This is a genomic window from Collinsella aerofaciens (genome assembly GCF_028209395.1).
In the GTDB taxonomy this organism is placed as follows: Bacteria; Actinomycetota; Coriobacteriia; order Coriobacteriales; family Coriobacteriaceae; genus Collinsella; species Collinsella aerofaciens_AZ.
In genome coordinates this window covers 31,374-56,039 of sequence record NZ_JAQLDQ010000004.1, presented here as the reverse complement: position 1 = coordinate 56,039, position 24,666 = coordinate 31,374, and the positions used below count along the sequence as shown (strand labels likewise).

The 24,666-nt window shown below is 65.9% G+C and carries 23 protein-coding genes; 17 read left to right on the top strand and 6 right to left on the bottom strand.

The window, feature by feature from the left end:
- Window positions 1–102 precede the first annotated feature (102 nt).
- Window positions 103–1,029 carry a sirohydrochlorin cobaltochelatase gene (locus PMW67_RS03080; RefSeq protein ID WP_271738062.1) on the bottom strand — a complete coding sequence of 309 codons (927 nt, stop codon included), beginning with the start codon at window positions 1,027–1,029 and terminating at the stop codon, window positions 103–105.
- A gap of 456 nt (window positions 1,030–1,485) precedes the next feature.
- Here PMW67_RS03080 and cobM point away from each other — a divergent pair, with 456 nt between their 5' ends.
- Genes cobM through cobK form a run of 17 tightly spaced genes read left to right on the top strand, consistent with a single transcriptional unit; the run spans window position 1,486 to window position 17,259 of the window.
- Complete coding sequence (cobM, locus tag PMW67_RS03075; RefSeq protein ID WP_271738726.1) at window positions 1,486–2,277, top strand: precorrin-4 C(11)-methyltransferase; 792 nt, start codon at window positions 1,486–1,488, stop codon at window positions 2,275–2,277.
- Window position 2,278: 1 nt separating this feature from the next.
- Window positions 2,279–3,463: a cobalt-precorrin-5B (C(1))-methyltransferase CbiD gene (gene cbiD, locus PMW67_RS03070; RefSeq protein ID WP_271738064.1), complete on the top strand. Its 1,185-nt coding sequence runs from the start codon at window positions 2,279–2,281 to the stop codon at window positions 3,461–3,463.
- Window positions 3,456–3,689, top strand: coding sequence for an SAM-dependent methyltransferase (locus PMW67_RS03065; protein ID WP_195503385.1), 234 nt, complete (start codon window positions 3,456–3,458; stop codon window positions 3,687–3,689). Before cbiD ends, PMW67_RS03065 begins: the two co-directional genes overlap by 8 nt.
- A gap of 42 nt (window positions 3,690–3,731) precedes the next feature.
- Window positions 3,732–4,823: a cobalt-precorrin 5A hydrolase gene (locus tag PMW67_RS03060; protein WP_271738725.1), complete on the top strand. Its 1,092-nt coding sequence runs from the start codon at window positions 3,732–3,734 to the stop codon at window positions 4,821–4,823.
- Window positions 4,823–5,566, top strand: a complete 744-nt coding sequence (gene cobJ, locus PMW67_RS03055) for a precorrin-3B C(17)-methyltransferase (protein ID WP_117769633.1) — start codon at window positions 4,823–4,825, stop codon at window positions 5,564–5,566. The genes PMW67_RS03060 and cobJ overlap by 1 nt, the downstream gene beginning before the upstream one ends.
- Entirely contained in the window at window positions 5,554–6,828 is a 1,275-nt protein-coding gene (gene cbiE / locus PMW67_RS03050) for a precorrin-6y C5,15-methyltransferase (decarboxylating) subunit CbiE (RefSeq protein ID WP_271738724.1), read from the top strand. Before cobJ ends, cbiE begins: the two co-directional genes overlap by 13 nt.
- Entirely contained in the window at window positions 6,825–8,207 is a 1,383-nt protein-coding gene (locus tag PMW67_RS03045; protein ID WP_271738723.1) for a cobyrinate a,c-diamide synthase, read from the top strand. Before cbiE ends, PMW67_RS03045 begins: the two co-directional genes overlap by 4 nt.
- Window positions 8,200–9,342: a nicotinate-nucleotide--dimethylbenzimidazole phosphoribosyltransferase gene (gene cobT / locus PMW67_RS03040; RefSeq protein WP_271738722.1), complete on the top strand. Its 1,143-nt coding sequence runs from the start codon at window positions 8,200–8,202 to the stop codon at window positions 9,340–9,342. The genes PMW67_RS03045 and cobT overlap by 8 nt, the downstream gene beginning before the upstream one ends.
- Window positions 9,339–9,887, top strand: coding sequence for a bifunctional adenosylcobinamide kinase/adenosylcobinamide-phosphate guanylyltransferase (locus PMW67_RS03035; protein WP_271738721.1), 549 nt, complete (start codon window positions 9,339–9,341; stop codon window positions 9,885–9,887). Before cobT ends, PMW67_RS03035 begins: the two co-directional genes overlap by 4 nt.
- Window positions 9,884–10,651 (top strand): adenosylcobinamide-GDP ribazoletransferase, encoded by a 768-nt coding sequence (locus PMW67_RS03030; RefSeq protein WP_271738720.1) that lies wholly within the window; start codon window positions 9,884–9,886, stop codon window positions 10,649–10,651. Before PMW67_RS03035 ends, PMW67_RS03030 begins: the two co-directional genes overlap by 4 nt.
- A gap of 41 nt (window positions 10,652–10,692) precedes the next feature.
- Window positions 10,693–11,649, top strand: a complete 957-nt coding sequence (locus PMW67_RS03025; RefSeq protein ID WP_271738719.1) for a histidine phosphatase family protein — start codon at window positions 10,693–10,695, stop codon at window positions 11,647–11,649.
- Window positions 11,649–12,623, top strand: coding sequence for an adenosylcobinamide-phosphate synthase CbiB (gene cbiB / locus PMW67_RS03020; protein ID WP_271738718.1), 975 nt, complete (start codon window positions 11,649–11,651; stop codon window positions 12,621–12,623). Before PMW67_RS03025 ends, cbiB begins: the two co-directional genes overlap by 1 nt.
- Window positions 12,620–13,843 (top strand): pyridoxal phosphate-dependent aminotransferase, encoded by a 1,224-nt coding sequence (locus PMW67_RS03015; protein ID WP_271738717.1) that lies wholly within the window; start codon window positions 12,620–12,622, stop codon window positions 13,841–13,843. Before cbiB ends, PMW67_RS03015 begins: the two co-directional genes overlap by 4 nt.
- On the top strand, window positions 13,836–15,335 hold the full coding sequence (locus tag PMW67_RS03010; protein ID WP_271738716.1) for a cobyric acid synthase: 1,500 nt from the start codon (window positions 13,836–13,838) through the stop codon (window positions 15,333–15,335). The genes PMW67_RS03015 and PMW67_RS03010 overlap by 8 nt, the downstream gene beginning before the upstream one ends.
- Window positions 15,332–15,847 carry a cob(I)yrinic acid a,c-diamide adenosyltransferase gene (locus tag PMW67_RS03005; protein ID WP_271738715.1) on the top strand — a complete coding sequence of 172 codons (516 nt, stop codon included), beginning with the start codon at window positions 15,332–15,334 and terminating at the stop codon, window positions 15,845–15,847. Before PMW67_RS03010 ends, PMW67_RS03005 begins: the two co-directional genes overlap by 4 nt.
- Window positions 15,848–16,489, top strand: a complete 642-nt coding sequence (locus PMW67_RS03000) for a precorrin-8X methylmutase (RefSeq protein WP_271738714.1) — start codon at window positions 15,848–15,850, stop codon at window positions 16,487–16,489. It begins immediately after the preceding gene.
- A complete protein-coding gene (gene cobK / locus PMW67_RS02995) occupies window positions 16,486–17,259 on the top strand; it encodes a precorrin-6A reductase (RefSeq protein ID WP_271738713.1) in 774 nt (257 codons plus the stop codon). The genes PMW67_RS03000 and cobK overlap by 4 nt, the downstream gene beginning before the upstream one ends.
- A 210-nt stretch (window positions 17,260–17,469) precedes the next feature.
- Here the strand turns inward: cobK and PMW67_RS02990 are convergent, their stop codons facing one another.
- From PMW67_RS02990 to sdaAA, 5 genes are all read right to left on the bottom strand, one after another.
- The gene (locus PMW67_RS02990; RefSeq protein ID WP_271738712.1) at window positions 17,470–18,684 is read right to left on the bottom strand and encodes an ABC transporter permease; all 1,215 of its coding nucleotides are present in this window, start codon (window positions 18,682–18,684) and stop codon (window positions 17,470–17,472) included.
- Window positions 18,681–19,454 carry an ABC transporter ATP-binding protein gene (locus tag PMW67_RS02985; RefSeq protein WP_195444297.1) on the bottom strand — a complete coding sequence of 258 codons (774 nt, stop codon included), beginning with the start codon at window positions 19,452–19,454 and terminating at the stop codon, window positions 18,681–18,683. The genes PMW67_RS02990 and PMW67_RS02985 overlap by 4 nt, the downstream gene beginning before the upstream one ends.
- Window positions 19,454–20,890, bottom strand: coding sequence for an efflux RND transporter periplasmic adaptor subunit (locus PMW67_RS02980; protein WP_271738711.1), 1,437 nt, complete (start codon window positions 20,888–20,890; stop codon window positions 19,454–19,456). Before PMW67_RS02980 ends, PMW67_RS02985 begins: the two co-directional genes overlap by 1 nt.
- 129 nt (window positions 20,891–21,019) lie before the next feature.
- A complete protein-coding gene (locus PMW67_RS02975) occupies window positions 21,020–22,753 on the bottom strand; it encodes a L,D-transpeptidase (protein ID WP_271738710.1) in 1,734 nt (577 codons plus the stop codon).
- A 149-nt stretch (window positions 22,754–22,902) separates the two neighbouring features.
- Window positions 22,903–24,510, bottom strand: a complete 1,608-nt coding sequence (gene sdaAA / locus PMW67_RS02970; RefSeq protein WP_271738709.1) for an L-serine ammonia-lyase, iron-sulfur-dependent, subunit alpha — start codon at window positions 24,508–24,510, stop codon at window positions 22,903–22,905.
- Window positions 24,511–24,666: the final 156 nt, after the last annotated feature.

Here is a 24,666-nt window from a genome sequence, read left to right as displayed (position 1 = left end):
GTGGGCTGGCGGGATGCGAATGCAACGGGCATGCGCCGTCAGTCGGGGAAGGCGCATGCCCGTTGCACGGGGACGCGACCGGCGCCCCCGTGCGCGGCGAGTTTACAGCTTGGCGATGGCGTCGTCCACGTGCGAGACGTAGATTTCGTCGACCGCGACGTTCTGTCCCAGACCCTGGAGCAGGCACGTCACTTCGAAGCCGGCGGCCACGAACTTCGCAGCCCAGCTGTCGGGGTCGGTCTCGTCTGCCATGTCGTTGTTCGCGTGGTCGCCCGCGACCACCATGAACGGCGCGAGCACGGCCTTCTTGTAGCCTGCGGCGCTCGCGGCGGCGATAACATCCTCGCAGGTCGGTTCAGCCTCGACGGTGCCGACGAAGAACTGCGTCAAGCCCTCGTTCTTGAACACTTCCTGCATCTTGGCATAGTCGGCGTTGGAATCGGCTTCGGTGCCGTGACCCATGAGGCACAGCGCCGTCTTGCCGTCGTCGAAGGACGCCATGTTCTCCTTAATGGCTGCGGCCACCTTCTTGTAGTCGTCGTCGGAGGTGAGCAGCGGGTCGCCGAGCGAGATCTTGTCGAACTTGTCGGCGTACTTGTCGAGCTCGTCTTTCACGTCGGTGTATTCCAGGCCACCCATGAGATGCGTCGGCTGCACGACGATTTCCTTCACGCCGTCTTTCACGCAGCGGTCGAGCGCCTCGGTCATGTTGTCGATCGTGATGCCGTCGCGCTTCTTCAGCTTGTCGATGATGATCTGCGCGGTGAAGGCGCGGCGGATGTCGTAGTCCTGCCAGTACTTCTCGCGGATAGCGTCTTCGATGGCGCCGATGGTGATGTGGCGCGAGTCGTTGTAGCTCGTGCCGAAGCTCGTGACGAGGATGACCGGCTTCACGGCCTTCTCCTTTTCACTCGATTTCTCGGAACTCGCGGAGGTGTTGGAGCAGCCCGCGAGCGCGACTCCGGCGAGCGCGACGGCTCCGGTTGCTGCGGCGCCCATGAAGCCGCGGCGTGACATCTGGTCGGACATGGTTTTTCCTTTCCTCGGTTTGCCGGTCCCCCGGCGACAGTTGCTTGTCGGCACAAGCGAAAGAAAAGCGCACCCCTCGGGGTTCACAAGGAGCTAACGCCACGGCGATGCCGTGAGGAAAAGGCGAAGCAGTCTGGCTTGGGGCGCGAGGCGGTTCGCCCGCGCGTCCTATACAGTAATGTCCCTTGCCCAGGATTCCCACCTGGTTCCCTCCGCAAGCCAGCGCGGGCTGTGCGGCGCCGCGCCGGTCATTTCCTTTTATCCGATTGTCATATGCTCGTTGCCGAATCTTTTACTATGATAGTGGGCACTTGTGAACGTGTCAAAGCCAGGGCGGGCGGCATTGCGCCTCCTGCCTGCGTATTTGCGCCGATTGCGCCGCATGCGCCGTGTTTTGCCCGCTGCGCGAATGGCGGCGTAAACGGTTGCGATGAGAAACGGGAAGGGAAGGCTCGGATGATTCATATCGTTGGCGCAGGCTCGGGCGCCGCCGACCTTATCACGCTGCGCGGGGCGCGCCTTCTGCGCGCGGCCGACGTGGTCGTTTGGGCGGGAAGCCTTGTGAACCCCGAGCTGCTCGCTGAGTGCAAGGAATCCTGTGTCGTCTACGACAGCGCGCACATGACCTTGGAGGAAGTGCTCGACGTGATGTGCGCGGCGGATGCGCGGGGCGAGGAAGTGGTGCGCCTGCACACAGGCGACCCGTCCCTGTACGGCGCCATCCAGGAGCAGATGGACGCACTCGACGCGCGCGGCGTGGACTACGAGGTGGTGCCCGGCGTGTCGAGCTTTTGCGGTGCCGCGGCGGCGCTTCGCCAGGAATACACGCTGCCGGGAATCAGCCAGTCGGTCGTGATCACGCGGCTTTCCGGGCGCACCCCCATGCCCGCGGGCGAGGGCATGCGCACCATGGCGGAAAGCGGCTCGACTATGGTCATCTTCCTGAGCTCGGGTATGCTCGCCGAGCTTTCCGCCGAGCTTTTGGCCGCGGGCCGCAGCTCCGACGAGCCGGCGGCGCTCGTGTACAAGGCGACCTGGCCTGAGGAGCGCGTGGTGCGATGCACAGTGGGCACGCTCGCCGATGCGGGCGCGCGAGAGGGCATCGACCGCACGGCGCTCGTGGTGGTGGGCCGCGTGCTCGGAGCTCGCGGCGGGCTTGCGCACAACGGCGCGCAAGCGGAGTCGTACGAGCGCAGCAAGCTTTACGACCCTTCGTTTGCCACGGGGTATCGGAAGGCGAGCAGCTAGCGTGGCCTTCGAGCATTACATATATACCGGGACGACCCGCCTGCGCTGCGGCTACACCACGGGGAGCTGCGCCGCGCTCGCGGCGAAGGCCGCCTGCGAGATGCTCTTGTCACGAAAGCCCGTCGGCCTCGTGTCGATCGTCACCCCCGGCGGGCTGCCCGTCGAGGCGAACGTGGTCGACGCATGCATCGGCGAGGGGTGTGCCCAGTGCGCCGTGCGAAAGGACGCAGGCGACGATGCCGATGTGACCGACGGCGTGCTCGTGTACGCGCGCGTGGAACATGCGGGGTCGGGCACGGGTGCTGCGGGCAGCAAGGACGTGCCCGCGCACGAATCGGAAGTTTCCGTCGATGGCGGCGTGGGCGTGGGGCGCGTGACGTTGCCCGGGCTCGAGCAGCCGGTGGGGGCGGCCGCCATCAACGCGACGCCGCGCGCGATGATCACTTCGGCGGTGCGCGAGGTGTGTGCCGCGCACGGCTTTTCTGGAAATATTGCTGTGACGATTTCGGTACCCGAGGGTGTTGCCCTTGCCGAAAAGACCTTTAACCCGCACCTGGGGATAGAGGACGGCATCTCCATCCTGGGTACGACGGGCATCGTCGAGCCGCGCAGTCTCGCTGCCTTGCGCGACAGCATCGAGCTCGAGATCCGGCAGCATGCGGCTATGGGGCGGCGCGGAGTCGTGCTCACGCCTGGCAACTACGGCGGGCAGTTCATCTCGGGGCATTTTCACCTAAACGGTGCGCCGGTGGTCTTCATCTCCAACTTTGTGGGCGATGCGATTGATTGCTGCGTTCGCGAGGGATTCACCAATGTCCTTCTTGTGGGACACATCGGCAAGCTGGTGAAGGTCGCTGGCGGCATCATGGACACCCATTCGCGTACCGCCGACTGCCGCGCGGAGATTCTGGCCGCCCACGCGGCCTTGGCCGGCGCGGGCGCGAAGACCGTGCGCGAGATCATGTCGTCGGTCACGACCACGGCGGCGCTCGAGGTAATCGAGGCCGCCGGCGTGGGGGACGCTGCGCGCGCCTCGCTCGCTGCGGCAATCGAGGACAGGTTGCGCCGCCGCGCGGCGGGCGCATGCGACATCGCCGCGGTCGTGTTCGACGCCGAGCGCCGCGAGCTTTTCCGCACGTCGGGCGCCGAAGCAGTTATCGGGGAATTGGGGGCGACGTATGAGTAAAGGCGTGCTGTATGGGGTGGGCCGCGCAATCGGCTGGCCAGGGACGAAGGTGGTCATGAAGGCGCGCCGCTCGCTTGCGGACACGAAGCGCATCCTTCGCGAGGAGGGCGCCTTCGACGGTGCCGAGCTCGTAGAGGACTGTGGGCTTCCGGGCGAGCGCGTGTACCGTTCGCTCGACGATGTGCCCGATCGGGGCAGCTACTTCTCGACGATGGTGGTGCGCTAGATGAGGGTTTCCTGCATAGCGTTCACTGAGAGGGGGTATGCGTTGGCGGAGCGCACCGCACGCGCGCTTTCCGATTGCGCACAGACAGGTGAAGATGACCCTGGCTGGGACGTTTCCGTTTCGCGCGGGTTCGGCGAGGGGAAGGCCGACCTGCGCGCATGGACGGCGCTCGCGTGGGAAGCGTCGGACGCGCTTCTGTTCGTGGGTGCGGCGGGCATCGCCGTGCGGGCGATCGCGCCGCATGTCGCCTCGAAGGCAAACGATCCCGCGGTTGTGGCGATCGACGAGGCGGGGCGCTTTGCCGTCCCGCTTTTGTCGGGGCATTTGGGCGGTGCGAACGAGCTTGCGCAAACTGTGGCACGCGCGGCAGGGGCCATCCCCGTCATCACCACGGCGACTGACGTCCGCGGCGTGTGGGCGGTGGATACGTGGGCGCGCCGTGCGGGGCTCGCCGTTTCGAATCCCGAGGCCATCAAGCGAGTGTCGGCGCGGCTGCTTTCGGGCGGGCGCGTGGCGCTCTATTCCGACATGCCGATTTCGGGACAGCCGCCTGAGGGGGTTGACATTGCTTCCGACCGCGCGCGGGCCGATATCGTCGTGTCGCCGTTTGCTGGCGCGAATGCAGGTGCGTCCTTTCGCGCGGCGGAGACAACGGGCGGGGTCTTGCCCGCCGGTGAGACGGGGAAGCCGGCGGGCGTGAGGGCGCAGGCGCCTGCGCCCGAGCCGCTTCGCCTTGTCGTGCCCTGCATCGTTGCGGGCATAGGATGCCGTCGCGGTGCGTGCGCCGAAGCGATCGGGGAGGCGTTTCTTCTCGCGTGCGGGCAGGCGGGTATCTCGCCTTCGGCCGTGCGCAAGGCGGCGACGATCGACGTGAAGGCGCACGAGGAGGGTCTGCTCGCCTTCTGCCGCGCGCGCAATATTCCGCTTGCGACGTATTCCGCAGATGAGTTGTCGCAGGTCGAAGGCAGCGTTTCGCCATCTGATTTCGTGCGCGCGACGGTGGGGGTCGACAACGTGTGCGAGCGCGCGGCGCTCGCGGACGGGGGCAAACTTATCTTCCCGAAGCTCGCTCACGGCGGCGTGACCGTCGCGTTTTCCAAGGTAACTATTAAACTTTCGTTTAAGGAGCGGTGATGGGAAAGCTCTTCGTGGTGGGGATCGGCCCGGGCGGCCCCGACGGCATGACGATTGCGGCCCGGCGCGCGCTCGAGGCGGCCGACATCGTTGTGGGGTACACAAAATACGTGGAGCTCGCGCTCGCCGCCGTGCCCGACGCGGCGCATCTCGCGACGCCGATGATGCACGAGGTCGAACGGTGCCGCCTGGCGCTTTCGCGCGCGCAGAGCGGAGAAGCCGTGGCGCTCGTGTGCAGCGGTGACGCGGGCGTGTACGGCATGGCGAGCCCCGTGCTGGAGCTTGCGGAGGACTACCCCGATGTAGACGTGGAAGTTATCGCCGGGGCCACCGCGGCTCAGAGCGGGTCGGCGGTGCTCGGCGCCCCGCTTGCCCACGACTTCGCGGTCGTATCGCTCTCCGACCTGCTCACGCCATGGGAGGTCATCGAGCGCAGGCTCGCCGCCGTGGCGAGCGCCGACTTTTGCATCTGTTTGTACAACCCGCGCAGCAGAAAGCGCGCCGACAGGCTCTCACGCGCGGCGAAGATTATGCTCGAATGGAAGGCCCCCGACACGCTCTGCGGCTGGGTACGCAACATCGGGCGCGAGGGGCAGCAGTCGGGCATGTGCAGGCTCTCCGAGCTGGGGGAGATCGACGCCGACATGTTCACCACCGTGTTCGTCGGCAACGCGGACACGAAGCTCGTAGGCGGCCGTATGGTCACGCCGCGCGGGTATCGGGAGATTCCATGCGAAAGGTAACGATTATCGGGGCGGGGCCCGGAAACCCCGACTTGCTCTCGCGCGCGGCGCTCGACGCGATCGACATCGCCGACGTGGTCATCGGCGCTCATCGCGCGCTTGCCGGCATCGACGTGCCGCCCGACGTGGTGAGATGCGAGCTCGTGAAGACGGCGGACATCGTCGCCGCGCTCACCGATGTGGCTTCGTGGCAGCGCGTCGTGGTCGTGATGACGGGCGATGTGGGGCTGTTCAGCGGCGCGCGCCGCCTGGTGGAGGCGCTCTCCGGCAACGCGCAGGTGGACGTGCGCGTTGTTCCCGGCATAAGCTCAGCGTCGTATCTCGCCGCGCGCCTCGCGCGTCCATGGCAGGATTGGCGCTTTGCGAGCGCTCACGGCGTGGCGTGCGACATCGTGGCCGAGGCCGAGCGCGCAGGTGAGCTCTTCCTCGCCACGTCGGGCGGGGAAGACCCCTCGCGGCTTTCGGGCGAGCTTGTGCAGGCGGGCTTCGGGGACGCGCGCGTGACGGTGGCCGAGCGCCTGTCGTACCCCGACGAGCGCATCACCTGTGCGACCGCAAGTGAAATCGCAGGTCAGACGTTCGACGACTTGAACGTGATGCTTATCGAGTTCGCAGTCGGCGCCGGGTCGCCTGCGGGTGCATCCCGCGCCGCGAGCTCCCGTTGGCCGTACGCTTCCTCGGGCATTCCCGACGAGCTCTTCATCCGCGGTGACGTTCCCATGACCAAGCAGGAGGTACGCGCCGTCGCGCTCGCGAAGCTGCGCCTTGCCGCGACCGACACCGTGTGGGACGTCGGCGCCGGCACGGGGAGCGTGTCGATCGAGGCGGCGCTCGTCACGCGAGCGGGGTCGGTATGGGCGGTCGAGCGCAACGCGACCGGCGTGCGGCTCATCCGAGAGAACGCGGATGCATTTGGGTGCGGCAACGTGCATGCGGTCCCCGGTGTCGCCCCCGAAGCGCTCGCGAAACTGCCCATCCCCGACGCCGTGTTCGTCGGCGGGAGCGCGGGTAAGCTTCCCTCCATCGTGGAGGCGGCGCTCGAGAAGAACTCGCAGGTTCGCCTGTGCGTGCCATGCGTCACCGTTGAGACGCTCACCGAGGCGTGCGCGCTCCTTTCGGGTTCGCGCTTTAAGGGGTTCGAGGCGTGCCAGGTGTCGGCCGCCCGCGCCGAGGCTGTAGGCTCGCACCATCTTATGAAGGCGCAAAACCCCGTGTTCCTCGTCAGCGCGCGTGGTGCAGGTGGGGAAGGCGGTGCCCGGTGAGCACGTCCATCCCGCGCTTCATGGTCGCTGCGCCCTCGAGCGGGAGCGGCAAGACGGTCGTAACGTGCGCGCTTCTGCGCACGCTCGCGCGTCGCGGCCTTGCATGCGCGGCCTTCAAATGCGGCCCCGACTACATTGACCCGCTCTTTCATCGCCGCGTCGTGGGTGCGCGCTCGGGCAACTTAGACGGCTTCTTCACCGATGCCCCGACGCTGCGCGCCCTGCTCGCACGCGGCGCTGCGGGCGCGGATGTCGCGGTGCTCGAGGGGGTCATGGGCTTCTATGACGGCATGGCGCCCGGCGTGGCCGATGCGAGCAGCTACCAGGTTGCGCGCGACACGGAAACGCCGGTCGTTTTAGTGGTGAACGGGCGCGGGGCGTCTTTATCGCTCGCCGCCGTAATCCGCGGCATCGCCGAGTTCCTGCCTTGTGCGAACGTGCGCGGCGTCGTGCTGAACAAGACGAGCGCCGCTGCCTGCGCCTACGCGGCGCCTGCGATCGAGAAGCACACGGGCGTCGCGGTTTTGGGGAATATCCCCGCCGACGAGGCGTTCTCGCTCGAAAGCCGGCATCTGGGGCTTGTGACCGCCGACGAGGTCGAGCAGCTCTCCGCGCGCATCGACAAAATGGCCGAGCTGGTGGAAAAGAGCGTCGACGTCGACCGCTTGCTCGAAATAGCGGCGACGGCACCCGATATCCGCGAGGAACCTTACCGGTTGGAGCCGATCGCGGGAGCGCGGCCCATCGTCGCCGTCGCGCGTGACGAGGCGTTCTCGTTCTACTACGAGGAGAACCTGCGCGCGCTCGAGGACCTGGGTTGTGAGCTGGCCTTTTTCAGCCCCCTGTGTGATCGTGAGCTGCCCCGGGGGACAAGCGCCCTCTATCTAGGAGGCGGCTACCCGGAGCTCCATGCGCAGCAGCTCTCCGAGAACGCGCCGATGCGCGAGGCGGTGCGGCATGCGGTGGAATCCGGCATGCCGACGGTCGCCGAATGCGGTGGGTTTCTGTACCTGCAGCGCGAAATCGCCGATAGCGAGGGGCGGCGCTGGCCTGTTGCGGGCGCCCTTGAGGGCGCAAGCGAGAACGGGGGAAGGCTGTCCCATTTCGGGTACGTGGAGCTCACTTCCCAACGCGACGGGCTCTACGGGCCGCGCGGCACACGCATCCGTGCGCACGAGTTCCACTACTGGCAGTCCACCTGCCCGGGCGGCGACTTCTGGGCGCAGAAGCCCCGGCGCGACAAGGGCTGGCCGTGCATGACGACCACCCCGTCCCTGGTTGCGGGCTTCCCGCATGTGTACTATCCTGCGAACCCCGACGTTGCGCGCGCGTTCGCGTCTGCCGCAGCGTCGTTCGCAGAGAGGAGACGGCATGGCTGAAGCAACTGAAACCGCGCTTGCCTGCATCCACGAGGAAGTCGAGCGCGCGTTCTCGTCGGCGCCGGGCGCCGTGCTCGAAGCCGCGCTCTCCCGGATCGCGCCCGCAGACGAGTGCGCCCGCGCCGCCGCGTACGCCGCGTGGGACTCCATCGCGCACCCCTTGGGGGGATTGGGCGACTTTGAAGACGCCGTCGCGCGTATCGCCGCAGCTCAGGGGAGCGCCGAGGTGGCCGAGTTTCCCCGTGCGCTCGCGGTATTCTTCTCCGACAACGGGGTTGTTGCCGAAGGCGTGTCGCAAAGCGGGCAAGACGTGACGCGAGCCGTCGCGCGCAACATGTGCGAGGGGGCCACGAGTGCCTGCCGCATGGCGGCGTTCGCGGGTGCCGAGGTCGTGCCCGTCGACGTGGGTATGGCCCGGGGCATAGAAGACGCGCGCATGGTACGCGCGAATGTGCGGCGGGGGAGCGGCAACATCGCGCACGGCTCCGCTATGTCTCGCGATGGGGCCGTGCGCGCGATCGAGGTCGGAATCGCCGTTGCGTGCGGGCTTGCTCGCGCCGGCGTGCGCCTTCTCGCCGCGGGCGAGATGGGCATCGGCAACACGACCACCTCGGCGGCGGTGGCCGCAGTGCTCATCCGGGCGGACGCGCGGAGCCTCGTCGGCCGCGGCGCGGGGCTCTCGGACGCCTCGCTCGCGCGCAAGCGCGACGTGGTCGAGCGCGCTATCGACGCGAACTCGCCCGATCCCGCCGACCCGATCGACGTGCTCTCGAAGGTGGGCGGATTCGACATCGCGGCGATGTGCGGCTTCTACCTGGGAGCCGCGGCCTCGAAGGCGCCGGCGCTCCTCGACGGGGTCATATCCTGCACGGCGGCCCTGTGCGCGGCGCGCCTGTGCCCCAACGCCTTGGGCTACCTCGTGGGCACCCACGCATCAAGCGAGCCCGCAAGCCAGGAGCTCCTTCGCGAGCTCGGCATAAAGGCACCCCTCGACGCAGGCATGCACTTGGGCGAGGGCGCGGGCGCCATGGCGTATCTGCCCCTTCTGGATTCGGCGCTGCGCGTGTACCGGGATGGGAAGACGTTCACGGCGACTGGCATGGCTGCTTACGAGCATTTCGAGGCCGGGAAATGACGGTGACGCTCGTCAACGGCGCCGCCGCGAGCGGCAAGAGCGCCTACGCCGAGTCCCTGTGCCTCGGGCGCGACGGCCCCCGCGTGTACCTGGCAACGATGGAGCCCTTCGGGGAAGAGGGCGCCCGCCGCATCGCGCGCCATCGGGCGCTGCGCGAGGGCAAGGGGTTTTCCACCCTCGAGCGCACGCGTGACGTGGGCGCCGCAGTGCCCGGGCTTCCGCGCGGCTGCACGCTTCTTTTGGAGGACGTGGGCAACCTGGTTGCGAATGAGCTCTTCGCGGAAGGCGGCTTGTCCCCACGTGACCCCGACGCTGCGGCGCGCGAGGTGCTCGGAGACATCGAACGGCTCGCTCAGGCCGCTGCGTATACGGTGGTGGTCTCCGTCGACGTGTTCGCCGATGGGATGCGCTACGATGAGGGGACCGAGGCATGGAGGCGCGCGCTCGCGCGCGTGAACGCGGGCGTGGCGGCGCTGGCCGACCGCGCAGTCGAAGTGGTATGCGGGATTCCCGTGTGGATGAAAGGCGAAGGACCTACAAGGTGAAGATAGCAGAGGCAATCGGCGCGGCGTTCGGAACGTTCTCGCGCATCCCCGTCCCGAAATCGGCCTGGACCGATTTCGGGTCAACCCATGCGCTTGCCGCGTTTCCCCTGGTGGGCATTGCGGAAGGCTTCCTCATGACGGCGTGGGGGTACATGGCGAACCTGCTCGGCGTGCCCGCGACCATCGTCGCGGCCGTGCTCGCGGCGCTGCCTGTGGCGGTGACGGGAGGCATCCACCTAGACGGGCTCTGCGACACCTCCGATGCGCTTGCAAGTTGGGCTCCGCGCGAGCGAAAGCTCGAGATCATGCACGACCCGCGGGCGGGCGCCTTCGGGGTCATCGGTGTTGTTGTGTACCTTATTTTGCAGTTTTCCCTGTTCACTGCGCTGCCGCTTACGGCGGGGGCGTTCCTCGCGCTTCTGTGCTCGCTCGTGTTCTCCCGCGCGCTTTCGGGACTCGCCGCTGAATGCTGGCCTGCCGCGCGGGCGGACGGCATGGCCGCGGGACTCTCGCCTGCGAAGAAGCGCGCGGCGATCGTCGTGCCGCTTTGCGCTTTCGCTGCGGCTTCGGCTGCAGGGATGGTCGCGTGCGCTCATGTCGTCGGCGCCCTTATGGCGGTGGCGGGGCTTTTGGCGCTCGCGTGGTACCGCCATGTTGCGCTGTCCCGCTTCGGCGGGGTGACGGGGGATTTGGCCGGATGGTTTCTGCAATGGGCCGAGCTCGCGATGCTTGCCATGCTGGTGGCGGGGGGCATGCTCCTATGATGCTCGTGGTAGGTGGTTCGCACTCGGGGAAGAGGGCCTTCGTGCGCGAAAAGCTCGGGTTCGCGGCGGACGATTTCGTCGACGCAGCGCAGCTTGCGGAGGGCGGCGTGCCCGCGTCTTTTTCCGGCCGCGTCGCGTACCGTGCTGAGGAACTCGTACGCGCGCTCGACGTTGACCGGGCGCTCGAGCGGCTGATCGGCTTCGACGCAGTGATTCTGTCCTTGGTCGGCTCTGGGGTTGTCCCTATGCATGCGGAAGACGCCCAATGGCGCGAGCTCGCGGGGCGCCTGGGATGCGCGCTCGCTGCGCGCGCCGACGTCGTCGTGCGCATGACGTGCGGGATTCCCCAGGTCATCAAAGGAAACCTTGCCGATGCGCCTCGAGGGACGCAGGGCGCGGGCGCGCCTTTGGAAGTCGTCTTCGTGCGCCATGGTGCCACGGCGGGCACGGAAGACCATCGCTACAGCGGGGCGGGTACCGACGAGCCCCTGTCGAGCGCGGGCGAGCGCGCTTTGCGCGACCTCGCGTGCGATCGTGACGTGTTCCGTGTTATCACGAGCGGCATGGCCCGCACCGACCAGACGGCGCGCATCCTCTTCCCGAACGCGGGGCTTATGGCGTGCCCCGGTCTGCGCGAGATGGATTTCGGCGACTTCGAGGGGCGAAGTGCCGCCGAGCTTAAAGAGGATGTGCGCTACCGCGCCTGGGTAGACTCTTGGTGCGAGACGCGCTGCCCGCATGGCGAGGGCAAGAGCGATTTCACCCGCCGCGTCGTCGCGGCGTTTCGGGGGGCGTGCGAATCGGAGCGCGCCCAGGGGAGTGGGCGCGCCGTCTTCGTCGTTCACGCGGGTACCGTGAAAGCGCTGCTCTCCGAGCTAGCTGTCCCGAAAATGGGATACTTCGACGTGCATACCGAGCCGGGCGGCGCATGGGCCGCCACCTGGGATGGGCGCTGCCTTCGCGACGTTCGCCCCGCTTCGGGGGGCGATGCCCGGTGATGACGATTCTTGCCGTCGCCGCCGGGTTCGCGGCCGACCTTGCCTTCGGCGACCCGCGTTGGCTTCCCCATCCCGTCGTCGCCATGGGGCGCGCGATCACGTGGGCCGAAGGCCGCCTGCGGGGCGCATTCCCGCAAACGTCCGCGGGCACGCGCGCCGCAGGGCTTGTGCTCGCGGTGGCGCTTCCGCTTGCGTGTTGGCTTTTGACCTGGGGAATCCTGCATCTTTGCGGCATGGTTCACCCTGGCTTGCGCTTTGTGGCCGAGGCATGGGCGAGCTATCAGATTCTCGCGACATGCGAGCTGCGCCGCCAGAGCCTGGCCGTGGCCCGCGCGTTCTCGAAGGGCGGCCTTGTCGCGGCGCGTGAAGCCGTCGGGCTCATCGTGGGACGCGACACGTCTGTTCTCGACGAGCAGGGCGTCGCGCGCGCCGCCGTGGAAACGGTGGCGGAGAACGCGAGCGACGGCGTCATCGCGCCACTTTTCTACCTTATAATCGGGGGTGCGCCCTTGGGCATGGCGTACAAGGCGGTGAACACGCTCGACAGCATGGTGGGCTACAAAAACGAGCGCTACATCGACTTCGGTCGCGCCTCGGCGCGCCTCGACGATGCGGTGAACTGGATTCCCTCGCGCTTATCGGCCCTGTTCATGATCGCCGTGTGCCCGATCGTTGGGCTCGACGCGCGCGGGGCGGCGCGCATCTGGCGCCGCGACAGGCGTCGCCATGCGAGCCCCAACTCGGCGCAGACCGAGTCAGCGTGTGCGGGCGCGCTCGGGCTGCGCCTGGCAGGACCCGCGGTGTATTTCGGCAAGCTCGTTGAGAAACCGACGATAGGCGACGCGTCCCGTGAAATCGAGTGGGGCGACATCGCCCGGGCGACAAGGCTCATGCTCGCCGCGTCCGTATGCGCGCTCGTCGTCTTCGGCGCCGCGCGCGCGGCGGTCGTGCTCGCCGTGGGGGCGATGGCATGAGGGAAGACCACGCCGCGCTCCGGGCTACCGGGGGAATCCTGCGCGCCCGTACGCATGGGGGCAGCGCGCAATCGCTCGGCATCGGTTGCGAAGGGGGCGCCTCCGATCTCATCGACTTCTCGGTGAACGTGAATCCGGCAGGCCCCTCGCCGCGCGCCGTCGCCGCAGCTTGCAAGTCGCTTTCTCGAATCGACGCCTACCCCGATAGGGAAAGCCTCGCCCTCGTTCGCGCCCTAGCGCGCGCCCAGGGCATTCCCGAAGATACTATCGTCTGCGGCGCGGGCGCGTCCGACATCATCTGGCGGCTCGCTGCGGCGGTGCGCCCGAAACGCATCGTCGTGTGCGCGCCGACGTTCTCTGAATATGCGGAGGCGGCATCGTACTACGGCGCATGCGTGCAGGAGTTCCCGCTCTCCGAAGCGGACGACTTCGACGTGCCTGCCTCCTTCGCCCGCGCGATCGAGGGGCCGGGAGACGTGGCGTACCTCTGCAATCCGAACAACCCGACGGGGCGCCTCGTCGACCCCCGCGTGATCGATGCCGCGGCTTGCCGCTGCGAGCAGGTGGGCGCGCTGCTCGTCGTGGACGAGTGCTTCCTCGGATTTGCGCCCGACGCCCGCGAAAGGAGCGTGGCCGCACGCGCCGCGTGTTCGCGCCATGTGGCCGTGCTCTCCGCGTTCACCAAGCTCTACGGAATGGCGGGGTTGCGGTTAGGATATCTGATCAGCGGAAACGCCCAACTCCTCGAGGGGATTCGCCGGGCGGGGCAGGCGTGGCCCGTCTCCTCGGTCGCCGAGGCCGCGGGCATCGCCGCCCTGGAAGACGTCGAATACGTCTCGCGCACGCGCGATGTATTGGCGGGCGAGCGAGCGTGGCTTTCCCACGAGCTCTCCTCGCTCGGGCTTTCCGTCGTGCCGTCGGATGCGAACTTCCTTTTAGTCCGCACACCGGCGAAAGACATCCCCGAGCGCCTGTATAAACAGGGGGTTTTGGTCCGCACGTGCGACTCGTTTTCGGTACTGTCCCGTTTCTGGTGCCGCGTCGCGGTGCGCACGCGCAAGGAGAACGCCCGGCTTGCGATGGCGTTCAGCCGCGCGCTTCGGGCGGAAGGCGCATCGGACGAAGGCGAACCCGACGAACGGGGCGGCGCTTCTTGCAGCGGCGCTATGGCGGGCGCGGATGGCCGAGGCTCGGCGAAGGAGGTCGATACCCGTGGGTAGGGCGAAGCCCATCATGATCCAGGGCACCATGTCGAACGCGGGGAAGAGCCTGCTTGCGGCGGGGCTGTGCCGTGTGCTTTCGCAGGACGGCCTGCGCGTGGCTCCCTTCAAGAGCCAGAACATGGCGCTCAACAGCGGTGTCACGGCCGATGGGCTCGAGATGGGGCGCGCCCAGATCATGCAGGCCGAGGCGTGCGGCATCGCGCCCGACGTGCGCATGAACCCCATCCTGCTCAAGCCCGAAAGCGACCACCGAAGCCAGCTCATCGTGGCCGGCAAGGCGCAGGGAGCCTTCGCTGCGAGGGACTACTTCGCGCGAAAGAAGGCGCTCATGCCGCAGATTTTGGAGGCGTTCGATTCGCTCGCGGAGGAAAACGACGTCATCGTCATCGAGGGCGCCGGCAGCCCCGTCGAAATCAACCTTGCCGAAAACGACATCGTCAACATGGGGCTCGCGCGCGCCGTGTCCTCCCCCGTGCTGCTCGCGGGCGACATCGACCCAGGCGGGGTGTTTGCCCAGCTCTACGGCACGGTCGCGCTCTTTGCGCCCGAGGATCGCGCTCTATTGCGGGGGCTTGTGGTGAACAAGTTCCGCGGCGATGTGGAAATCCTGCGCCCGGGTTTGGCCCCGCTCGAGAAGATGTGCGGGGTTCCCGTGGTTGGGGTCGTGCCGTATCTTACGCTCGACCTGGACGACGAGGACTCGCTCGCGCCGCGCCTATCTGCCCGCGAGGCGCGCGGCGTCATCGACGTCGCCGTCGTGCGCCTTCCGCACCTGTCGAACTTCACCGACTTCGACCCGCTTTCGCGCGTGCCCGGCGTGGGCGTGCGCTACGTTTCCTCGACGACCGATCTGGGCCGGCCCGACCTCGTGGTGCTCCCCGGCTCGAAGACCACGCTCGACGACGCGCGCTGGCTTGCGGCTAGCGGCATCGGAGCCTGTGTACGCGCGCTTTCGGGCGCGGGCACGCCGGTGCTCGGCATATGCGGAGGCTACCAGCTTTTGGGAGACGAGCTTTCCGATCCGCACGGCAGGGAAGGCGCTGGCACCGCGCGCGGGCTCGGGCTCATCCCTGCAAGTACGGTGTTCAAGGAGGAAAAGCGCCTCGCCCAGTCGGAGCTGCGCATCACGGGCGCTCAAGGCGCGTTCTCGGTGTGGAACGGCATGACGGCGCGTGGGTACGAGATTCACGACGGCGAAACGACCGTCTCCTGCGCCCCTGCGGGCACGATTGGCGGCAAACCAGAAGGCGCGGCCTGCGGAAACGTGTTCGGAACCTATCTCCACGGCCTGTTCGACGAACCGGGGGTGGCACTCGCCCTCGCGCGCTCGCTCGCGCGCATGCGCGGCCTCCCCGAGAGCGTCGTGGGTGCTGAGGGCGCGGTGTCCGCGGCCGATCACCGTGCGCGCGAGTTCGACCGCCTGGCCGACTCCGTGCGCGGGGCGCTCGACATGGAGTATGTCTACCGCATTATCGAGGAGGGCGTATGATCCACGTGTATCATGGCGACGGCAAAGGCAAGACCACGGCGGCGATGGGCCTCGCCCTTCGCATGCTCGCCGCAGGCCGCCGCGTCGTCGTCGTGCAGTTCCTGAAAGACGGCGAAAGCGGGGAGGTGCGCCTGCTCGCCGAGCATTTCGGCGTGCCCGTGTTCGCGGGGAAGGCGTCGGACAAGTTTACCTGGTCCATGACGTCGGAAGAACTTGCCGCGACGCGCGAGTTGCACGATGGGAACCTCGCTTCCGCGCTCGCCGAGCTCGAGGGCGCGCAGGAGGGGCTGGTCGTGCTCGACGAGGCGCTCGACGCGCTTTCGAAGGGGCTTGTCGACGAGGCGCTCGTGGACCGCGCGCTCGATATGTCCGCGCGCGGCGTCGAAGTAGCGCTCACCGGGCGCGCGCCTTCCCGCAAGATCGTGGAGAAGGCCGACTACATAACCGAGATGCGGTGCGAGAAACACCCCTACGAGCAGGGGATATGTGCAAGGGAAGGAGTGGAGTACTAGATGGATTCCAAGGAGATGGCGCCCGGCGACATCGAGCGGCGCAGCTTTGAGATCATCACCGAAGAGCTCGGCGGCCGCACGTTCCCGCCGCTCGAAGAGCCCGTCGTGAAGCGCGTCATCCACACCACTGCCGACTTCTCGTACGCCGATTCCCTCGTGTTCACCCATGACGCCGCGCACTGTGCGCTCGACGCACTGCGCGCAGGGGCCACGGTGCTCACCGACACGAACATGGCGCTCGCAGGCATAAGCAAGCCCGCGCTCGCGAAGCTCGGCTGCCAGGCCGTGTGCTATATGGCCGACCCTGATGTCGCCGCAACGGCGCGCGCCGCGGGCACGACTCGCGCCGTTGCGAGCATGGACAAAGCTTGCGGCATCGAGGGTCCGCTCATCGTGGCCGTCGGCAACGCTCCCACAGCACTTCTGCGCCTCGCCGAGCTCATGGACGTGGGGAAGATCGCGCCCGCGCTCGTCGTTGGGGTGCCGGTTGGGTTTGTGAACGTGGTCGAGGCGAAAGAGGAGCTACTCGCGCGACGCGTGCCGGCCATCGTCGCGAGGGGTCGCAAGGGCGGCTCGACCGTGGCGGCCGCCATTATGAACGCGCTGCTCTACCAGATCACGCGCCCAGGCGGCCCGAAGTGACGGCCCCCGCATCCGCGCCGGCGCTGCGCATCTTCGCCGGCACCACCGAGGGCCGCCTTCTGTGCGAATGGGCGAGCGGGGCGGGAATCCCCGCCCGTGCCTACGCGGCAACCGAGTACGGAGGCGAGCTTTTGGGCGAGCTTCCGGGCATCGAGGTGCATGCGGGCAGGCTCGACGAGGCCGACATGGAGCGCGAGCTTTCCGGCGCGCGCATCGTCGTCGACGCCACGCACCCCTTCGCTACGCTCGCAAGCGGCAACATCCGGGCCGCTTCGCTCGCCGTGGGTGCACGATGCCTGCGCCTTGCGCGCCCGGCCGAGTCGCTGCCCAAAGGCGTCGTGTCGGTCGCGTCGATCGCCTGCGCGGCGCGCTTTCTCTCCGAGAACCCGGGTCGCGCGCTTCTCACGACGGGGAGCAAGGAGCTTGCTCCCTACACGCGCGTCGCCGATTTCGCGGAGCGCTTCTTCGTGCGTGTGCTCCCGCTGCCCGGTGCTATAACGAAGTGCATCGACGCGGGGTTTTCGCCGTCGCACGTCATCGGCATGCAGGGGCCCTTCACCCGCGAGCTCAACGAGGCGATGCTTCGGCAGGTGGGCGCCCAGTGGCTTGTGACCAAGGACTCGGGAACCGTAGGCGGCACGGCCGAGAAGATCGCCTCCGCGCGCGACGTGGGAGTGCGCTGTATCGTGGTCGCCCGTCCCGCCGAGGGAGGCGGGGCCCTTTCGCTTCGGGAAGTGGAAGACGCACTCTTACGGGAGTTCGCGCGCTAGGCGCTCGCCGCGCCTGCGCGCCCTCCCGCCCGCGAGGAGGAGCGCCCCGAGCAAGCTCGACCCGTACAAGCCCGTCATCCGCCAAAAGCTCGAGGACGACGCGCGGAACTGGCGCAAGCAGCCCTTCAATTAGTTGCGGTGAAATAGTGTCTGTTTTGCTGCTAGATAGCATATTTAGTCCCTAATTCACCGCAACTTGTTGGTGTTGGCTTACTGGTAGCGTAGGCACTCGACGGGGTCGAGCTTTGCTGCGCGGCGAGCGGGGTAGAAGCCAAAGATTACGCCGATGCCGACGGAGACGGCGAAGGCCAGCAGCACCGTGGCGATTGAAAAGCTCGGTGTGATTTGCCCGCTGGCACCGAGCTCGCCAAGAACCCCAGATCCGGAGGCAAACATCGCGAGGCCCCAGGCCAGCAGATAGCCAATCATGACACCCAACAGGCCACCGGTGACGCACAGCGCCGAAGACTCGGCCAAAAACTGCGCGGTGATATCGCGACGACTGGCGCCCAGGGCACGGCGAATACCGATCTCGCGGATGCGCTCAGTCACGTTGGTGAGCATCATATTCATAATGCCGATACCGCCGACAAGCAGCGAGATGCTGGCGACAGCGCCCATGATGAGCGAGAACGCGCCCATAAAGGAGTTGAGTGCATCGATGGCGCTTTTCATGGATGTCGCCGATACACTGTCGTACTCATCCTCCTCCTCGATGCCCTTCATCGCGCGCACCTTGGACTCGATGGTCTTACAAAGCTCATCCATGTCCGTGCCCTCGGCGGCAAGTGCCGTCACGCTGGGGAATGAAGGATTCTCGTTGCTAAACAGCCCGGAGATGGTTTCGCGTGGCATATACAGCGTGAGCGAGCCCATGGAGTCGCTGCCGCCATCAATCACGCCTACAATCTGCACCTCGCCGTTGGAAACCTTGATGGTTTTCCCCAGCGCATCCTGTTCGTTGCCGTAAAGCTGATCGGCGCCGTTGCGGCTGACGAGCGCCACGCGCGAGCCTGATTGGGACTCGGCCTGGGAATAGGTGCGCCCCGCAACGAGCTTGCTGGCCCCCACGGCGTCGAGCATGTCGCTATCGACACCTTGTGCCATGACGGTATAGCTTTTATCGCCGGTCTTGTACTCGGTATACGCGCTGTCGACAATGCCGATCTGCTCTATCTGCGGCACCAGTTTTTGAAGCTTCTCGATGTCCGACTCGGTGAGTTCTTGCGACGAATAGATTTGCACCATGCGTGCCGCATTGAGGCCCAGGCTGTTGACCAAGCTGTTTTGGATGCCGCCGATGAGCGAAGTCATGGCGATAACCGAGGCGATGCCGATGACAATGCCCAGGATGGTGAGCAAGCTGCGCCCCTTGTTGGCCTCGAGCGAGTGAAGGGCTTCCTGGATAAGATCGCGGGCGCTCATGCCATCTCTCCTTTCGGCGGGTTGGCGGAGGCGGAAATCATGGGCAGGCTATCTACGGCGCTGCGTAGGGTCCGCGGTGCATGTGGAATATACGCGCCGTCGTGAATGCGACCGTCGCGGATGGTCACGGCACGGTCGGCCTCGGCGGCGATGCCGGGGTCGTGTGTGATAAGCACGATGGTTTTGCCGCGCTTCTGGAGCTTATGGAAGGTCTCCATCACAAGCGCTCCGGTAGCGGAGTCCAGGTTTCCCGTCGGCTCATCGGCCAGGATGATGGGCGGGTCATTAACGAGGGCGCGTGCGATGGCGACACGCTGCATCTGGCCGCCCGAGAGCTCGGATATGCGGTGGTCCCAGTGGTCGACCGGTAGCGTGACGGCCTGCAGCGCGTGCACGGCGCGCATTTCGCGCTGGCTACGGGGCACATTGGTGTAGGCCAGCGGCAGCATGACGTTTTCGATAACCGACAGGCGCGGCAGCAGGTTGAAGCTCTGAAAGACAAAGCCAATGCTCAGGGCGCGAACTTCGGTGAGCTCGTCATCATCGAGCTCGGCCACGTTGAGCCCTTGCAGGTAGTAGTCGCCCGCCGTCGGCTTATCCAGGCAGCCTAGGATGTTCATGAGCGTTGATTTGCCCGAGCCCGAGGGGCCAGTGATAGCGACGAATTCGCCGGGATTTACCGCCAGGCTCACGTTGTGCAGGATGTGGGCGCACCCCGCCTCGCTCTCAAAGATGCGGTGCACGTTGCGGATGTCGATAACGGGACGCATTACATGCCCTCGTCGGCAGACATGCTGCCCGAATCCGCGCCGTAGCCGCCGTCAGCCGCTGCGTCCGCTCCGGTGTCCATGACGAGGGTGTCGCCATCGCGCAGCTTGGTAACCGGCACGTTGGGGTTGATCTCGTTGCCCTGGTCGTCGCGCTTGACCTGTGTCTTGCCGACTACGGCTTCGTTGTCGTTTTGCGTCTCGACGGTCACCTTCACGCGACGGGTTTGCTTGCCCTCGTCATCAGTCGCCACGTTGACGTAATAGTGTTCGCCGTCTTCGGTCATGAGCGCCATCGTCGGCACCATCACCACGTCGTCGAGCTGCTCGGTCACCACTGATACCTCGGCTGTCATGCCCGGCTTCAGGCGCGCGTCGGGCGCCTCTATGAGAATGTCGACGTTAAAGGTTACGCTGCCGCCGCCACCGTTGGCGGCGTCAGAGTTTGCCACCGACGCGATAGCCGTGACGGTGCCCTGGCTCACGATATCGGGAAACGCGGGATACGTGACGTTGGCGCTCTGCCCAACGGCGATCTTGGCGATGTCCTTTTCGCCCACCTGCACGGTCACCTTCATCTTGGATAGGTCGGCGATCTGCATGCACTGCTTGCCGCCGCTCGTATCGCTTTCGCCCATGATCATGCCGCCTGTTACCGTGGCGCCCACCTTGGCGTTAAGCTCCACGATGCTACCCGAGCTCGGGGCCGTGACCGTGCGACTGGCGGCCTTGGCGTTCGCCTGGTCGAGGTTTGCCTGGGCCGATGCGAGGCTGCGCTGCGCGGCCGATACGGCGTTCGTGTCCGCCGATGCGGCGGAGATGCCAGCCGCTGCGGAAGCTCCATCAACGTTCGTCGTTGGGGTGGCCTGCGCGGCGGCTGCGGCTTTCTGTGCGTTGGCGAGGTCTTCTTGAGCGGCTGCAACTGCACGCTGCGCCTCGGCAACGTTGCGATCGAGCTCGTCGTTTTTAATGGTCATAAGCACGTCGCCCTCGTTGACGGATTGGCCCGCCTGCACGTTGATTGAATCGACCGTGCCGTCGACAGAAGGGGAGACCACTGAGGACGAAATGGGTTTGAGCTGGCCTTTCGCCTCGACCGTTGTGGTAAACGTGCCCTCGGTCACCATGTCGGTCACAGGCCCGCTAGCGCTCTGAGGCTGCGCATTGACAACCAGGGTTGCGACAATGGCAATGAGCGCGATGGCACCCACGACGCCGGCGGCAATACCGCGTCGAATCAGCTTTTTGCGTCGACGTTCGGCACGTTTTGCTTTGAGCTTGGCGTAGGCCTCTTCGTCAGAAATCTCGGTTGTATCGCTTGTGCTGCCATTTTGCTGTGTGGCGTGCACGTCTGTTGTGAGGGGAATCGTTTCGGTGGCACCCTCGGGCGCTCGCTCGGTATCATTTGGTCCCGAGCTGATGGTGGGGACATTCGACATGGCGTCTCCTTTATAGAAAGTTCCTCAATAAGTATATGCGCCCGTCGCGTGAGGCGGGCGCATATGGCGGATTCTTTCGGAACTGTTAGATTGGAGCGTCAGTTTCCCGTTGTGTGAAGGCGTGTTTTCCTACGAGTGGACAACCACGCACAGGCCGACTTTGATGCAATCGTGCAGTGCCTTTGCATCGGACAGGCGCAGGTTGATGCAACCGTGGCTGCCGCACCACTTGTACGACTCGGCATTATCGAAGCTCTTGTCGTTTTGCCAGGTGGCGTCGTGGAAGCCGATCATATTGCCCTCGAACGGCATCCAGTAGCTCACCGGGCTTTCATATTTGGGCTTACCGGTCTCGGGGTCCTTGGCTCCGATCAGGGTGCTGCCGCCGTCGTTGCTGTTGATCTGCCACACGCCCTCGGGGGTGGCGTCTTCGCCCGGTTTGCCGGAAATAAAGTTGGCCTCCCAAACGATATTACCGTTCTCGTCATAGTAGCGCGCGTGCTGCTCGGACAGGTCGACGTCGATATACGCCTTCCAGTCGGGCTCTCCCTTTGCGGTAAAGGTGTCGGCTTTCTGGGAGTACTTGATCTCGATTTCGCCGGTCTGCTTGTTGTTAATGGCGTCCTCGACCTGCTTGGCGAGCGAGCTGCTGTCGATGGACCAACCAAAGTCACCGCCTTCGACGGCGCACTGCTTGCCATCGGCGCGCGTCCACCAGCGAGTGGAGCCCACGGTATTAAAGCCGTTGGCGAGCTCGGCTGCCCAGCTACTGATCTGCGACGTATCGAGCGTGGGGTTGGCCGGATCGGCAAAGCTGATCCACTGCAACACGGAGCTGCCATCAACCTTGCCGGCATCCTCGCCGTTGAGCTTGAGGGTCACGTTGACGCCCAAGAAGTTGTTGGCGGCATCGCATGCGGCCTGAATCTGATCATCTGTCAGCGTTCCATTGAGTGGCTCATAGGCATCGTTGCCGAGCTTGGAAAGATCTACGGTCTCGGCCAGCGAGGCAAGCTCGAGCTCGGCATACTTAATGACATGCTCGCGGTTGAGTTTTTCGTTGGAGCGCGCCTTCTCGACGGTAAACTTGCCGGCCTGCTCGTCATAGGAGCTATTGGCCTCGAACGTGCCCGAACGGCCCTCGTTAAACTCGTCGATGGCGGTGCCCAGATCCTTCTCAAACTTCTTTTGGTCAAAGGTGTCGGAGAGCATGGACAGGTCGACGTCTTGATCAAGATCGACTTCGTTAGGGGTAGCGGTTGTTTTGGTTTTGCCGCTTAAGGATTCCACAAGACGGACCGGCCATATAAAGGCTTCGTTGTGGCTGATGATTTCTTTTGCGGCAGCTTCGCCGTCGACGATGGGCTCATCGGACTCGGGCTGATAGGTCCAGCTAAAGTCATCGCCTGTCACGGCGAGCTTATAGTGCTTCCATGCCGAATTGACCTTGGTGGCGGCAGACGAAGCGTTGGAGAACGAGACGTCGACGCCGGCGATGGTGGTGTTGGGGTAGGCTACCTGCGAAAACGCTACGACGCCTACGATATAGACAATGACGATTAGGCCCAGGACGACAAATAACGTCGTCTTTTTGCCCGACTTATTGTTCTCGGCGGGTTTGCGCGCGGGGCCGCGATCGCCTCGAGCGTGCGTGGGGGGCTGCTTGGGCGCATTGCCGTTTGCCTGGCGCTGCTGACGTTGTTGACGCTGCTGTCGCTGTTGGTTCGGGTGTTGGGAAGCGTTTGCTGCACTACGCTGCTGACCGTGGCTCGGCGCGATAGGACGCGGCGACTGAACGCCGCCGGTGTGCCTGCTCGGCTGCTGCGGATCGGGAATCAGTTGAGTTCGATCGTTTTGCGACATCGTATGCATATCCTTCGATTTTCGCCTTGCGGCTCATCGTGTTTTTACTGGGCTTGCATTATAGCGATTGCCCTGCTGTTTGTGGTACGGAAACGGTGGCATTCAAAAGAGGTGGGACATTTGTCCCACCTTTGAGTCGTTCTTTGCCGCTATCCGCACACGCCGCATTTTGCACAGGCTGAAAGTGCGGCCGGAGCCTGCGCGATGCCGCCCTTTGCCGTCTCGCGCAGCGTGGCCGGCAACGCGTGGCCCACCGATAGCATGACATGTGCCATCTGGTCAAACGGCACCAAGCTTTTAATGCCTGCGAGGGCGAGTTGTGCCGAACTAAAGGCCGCTGCCACGCCGATGGCGTTGCGGTTTTGGCAGGGCACCTCCACGAGGCCACCGACGGGGTCACAAACGAGGCCCAGCAGGTTACTCAGCGCGATGGAACTGGCGTCGAGCGCCTGCTCGGGCGTGCCGCCGAGCATCTGCACCAGCGCGGCGGCCGCCATGGCGGCGGCGCTTCCGACCTCGGCTTGGCAGCCGCCCTCGGCGCCGGCGACGCAGGCGCTCGTGGTGAGGTTGAGGCCGATGGCGGCTGCGCAGTAGAGTGCGTCCATGACCTGCTCGTCATCGAGCTGCAGGTGATCGGCGAGCGCCAGCACGCAGCCGGGCACGACACCCGCGGAGCCTGCCGTGGGGGCGGCGACGATCACGCCCATCGTGGCGGAGCGCTCGAGCACGGCCATCGCGCGGGCCACGGCGTCGGTCTGGACGGTGCCCATCAGGCTCGTGCTCAAATCGTTGCGGCGGGTTGCTTCGACGAGCTTGGCCTCGCCGCCGATAAGCCCGCCGAGCGAACGCTGCGGATTGGCGATGGGGGCCGTGGTCTCCTCGCGCATGACGTCGAGCACGCGGCGCATGGCGGCGACGGCGTGCGCCTCGCCGGTCAGGCGCGCCTCGCGCACGGCCATAACGGCGCCGATGCTGAGCCCCAGTTCCTCGCACGCATCGAGCAGCTGCTCACCGTCGTCGAAGATCTCCTTGGCCGAGACGCCGGGAGAGAGCGACGAGGCAGAACCGGGGAGCTCGATAAACGTTGCGTAATCGACATTGTCGAGCTTGCGTAGCATGGGGACGACGGTGTCGTCGGGCGCGCCGTCGGTCTCAAAGACGGAGTAGGCCTGGCCGCCCACCTCGGTGCGGTAGGTACGGCAAAACGCGATGTTTACATGGGCGTAGGCGAGCAGGTTCGTGAGCGCGGCGAGCACGCCGGGGACGTCCTTGTGCGCCACGAAGAGCGTGGAATACATGCCCGAGATGTCGACGCCGACGCCGTTAATGCGGCTGATGCGCATCTTGCCGCCGCCCAGGCTCTCGCCGCGGACCTGTGCCGTGGCGCCCGTGTCGTCTACCATGTCAATGTCGACGGTATTGGGGTGGATGGAGGCGTCGTCGCCCTTGATGTCAAAGTGATATTCGAGGCCCTGCTCGCGAGCGAGGTCGAAGGCCTGCTTGATATTCTCGTCATCGGTGTCGAGGCCTAGGATGCCCGCGACGAGCGCACGATCGGTGCCGTGGCCGTGGTAGGTGTGGGCGAAGGAGTTCCACAGGCCAAAGGTGGCTTTGGTGATGCGGCCTTCCAGCAGGCTGGCGGCAACTTGGGCGCAGCGCAGGGCGCCGGCGGTGTGCGATGAGCTGGGGCCGACCATGACGGGCCCCAAGATCTCGAATGCCGAGGTCGTAGCTAGTGTTTGCGGCTTGCCTGCCATGGCTGCTCCTTTGCCTTGTCTCGTCGTCCCGAGGGGCGGGGCATAAGGTCGCCTGCTCGGGCAGTCCTGCTCGCACGGAGAGCACATTAAGTGCTCTCCGGCTCGTGCGGAACTCGCGATCAACCTTATGCCCCGCCCCTCGGGACTAAGGATACA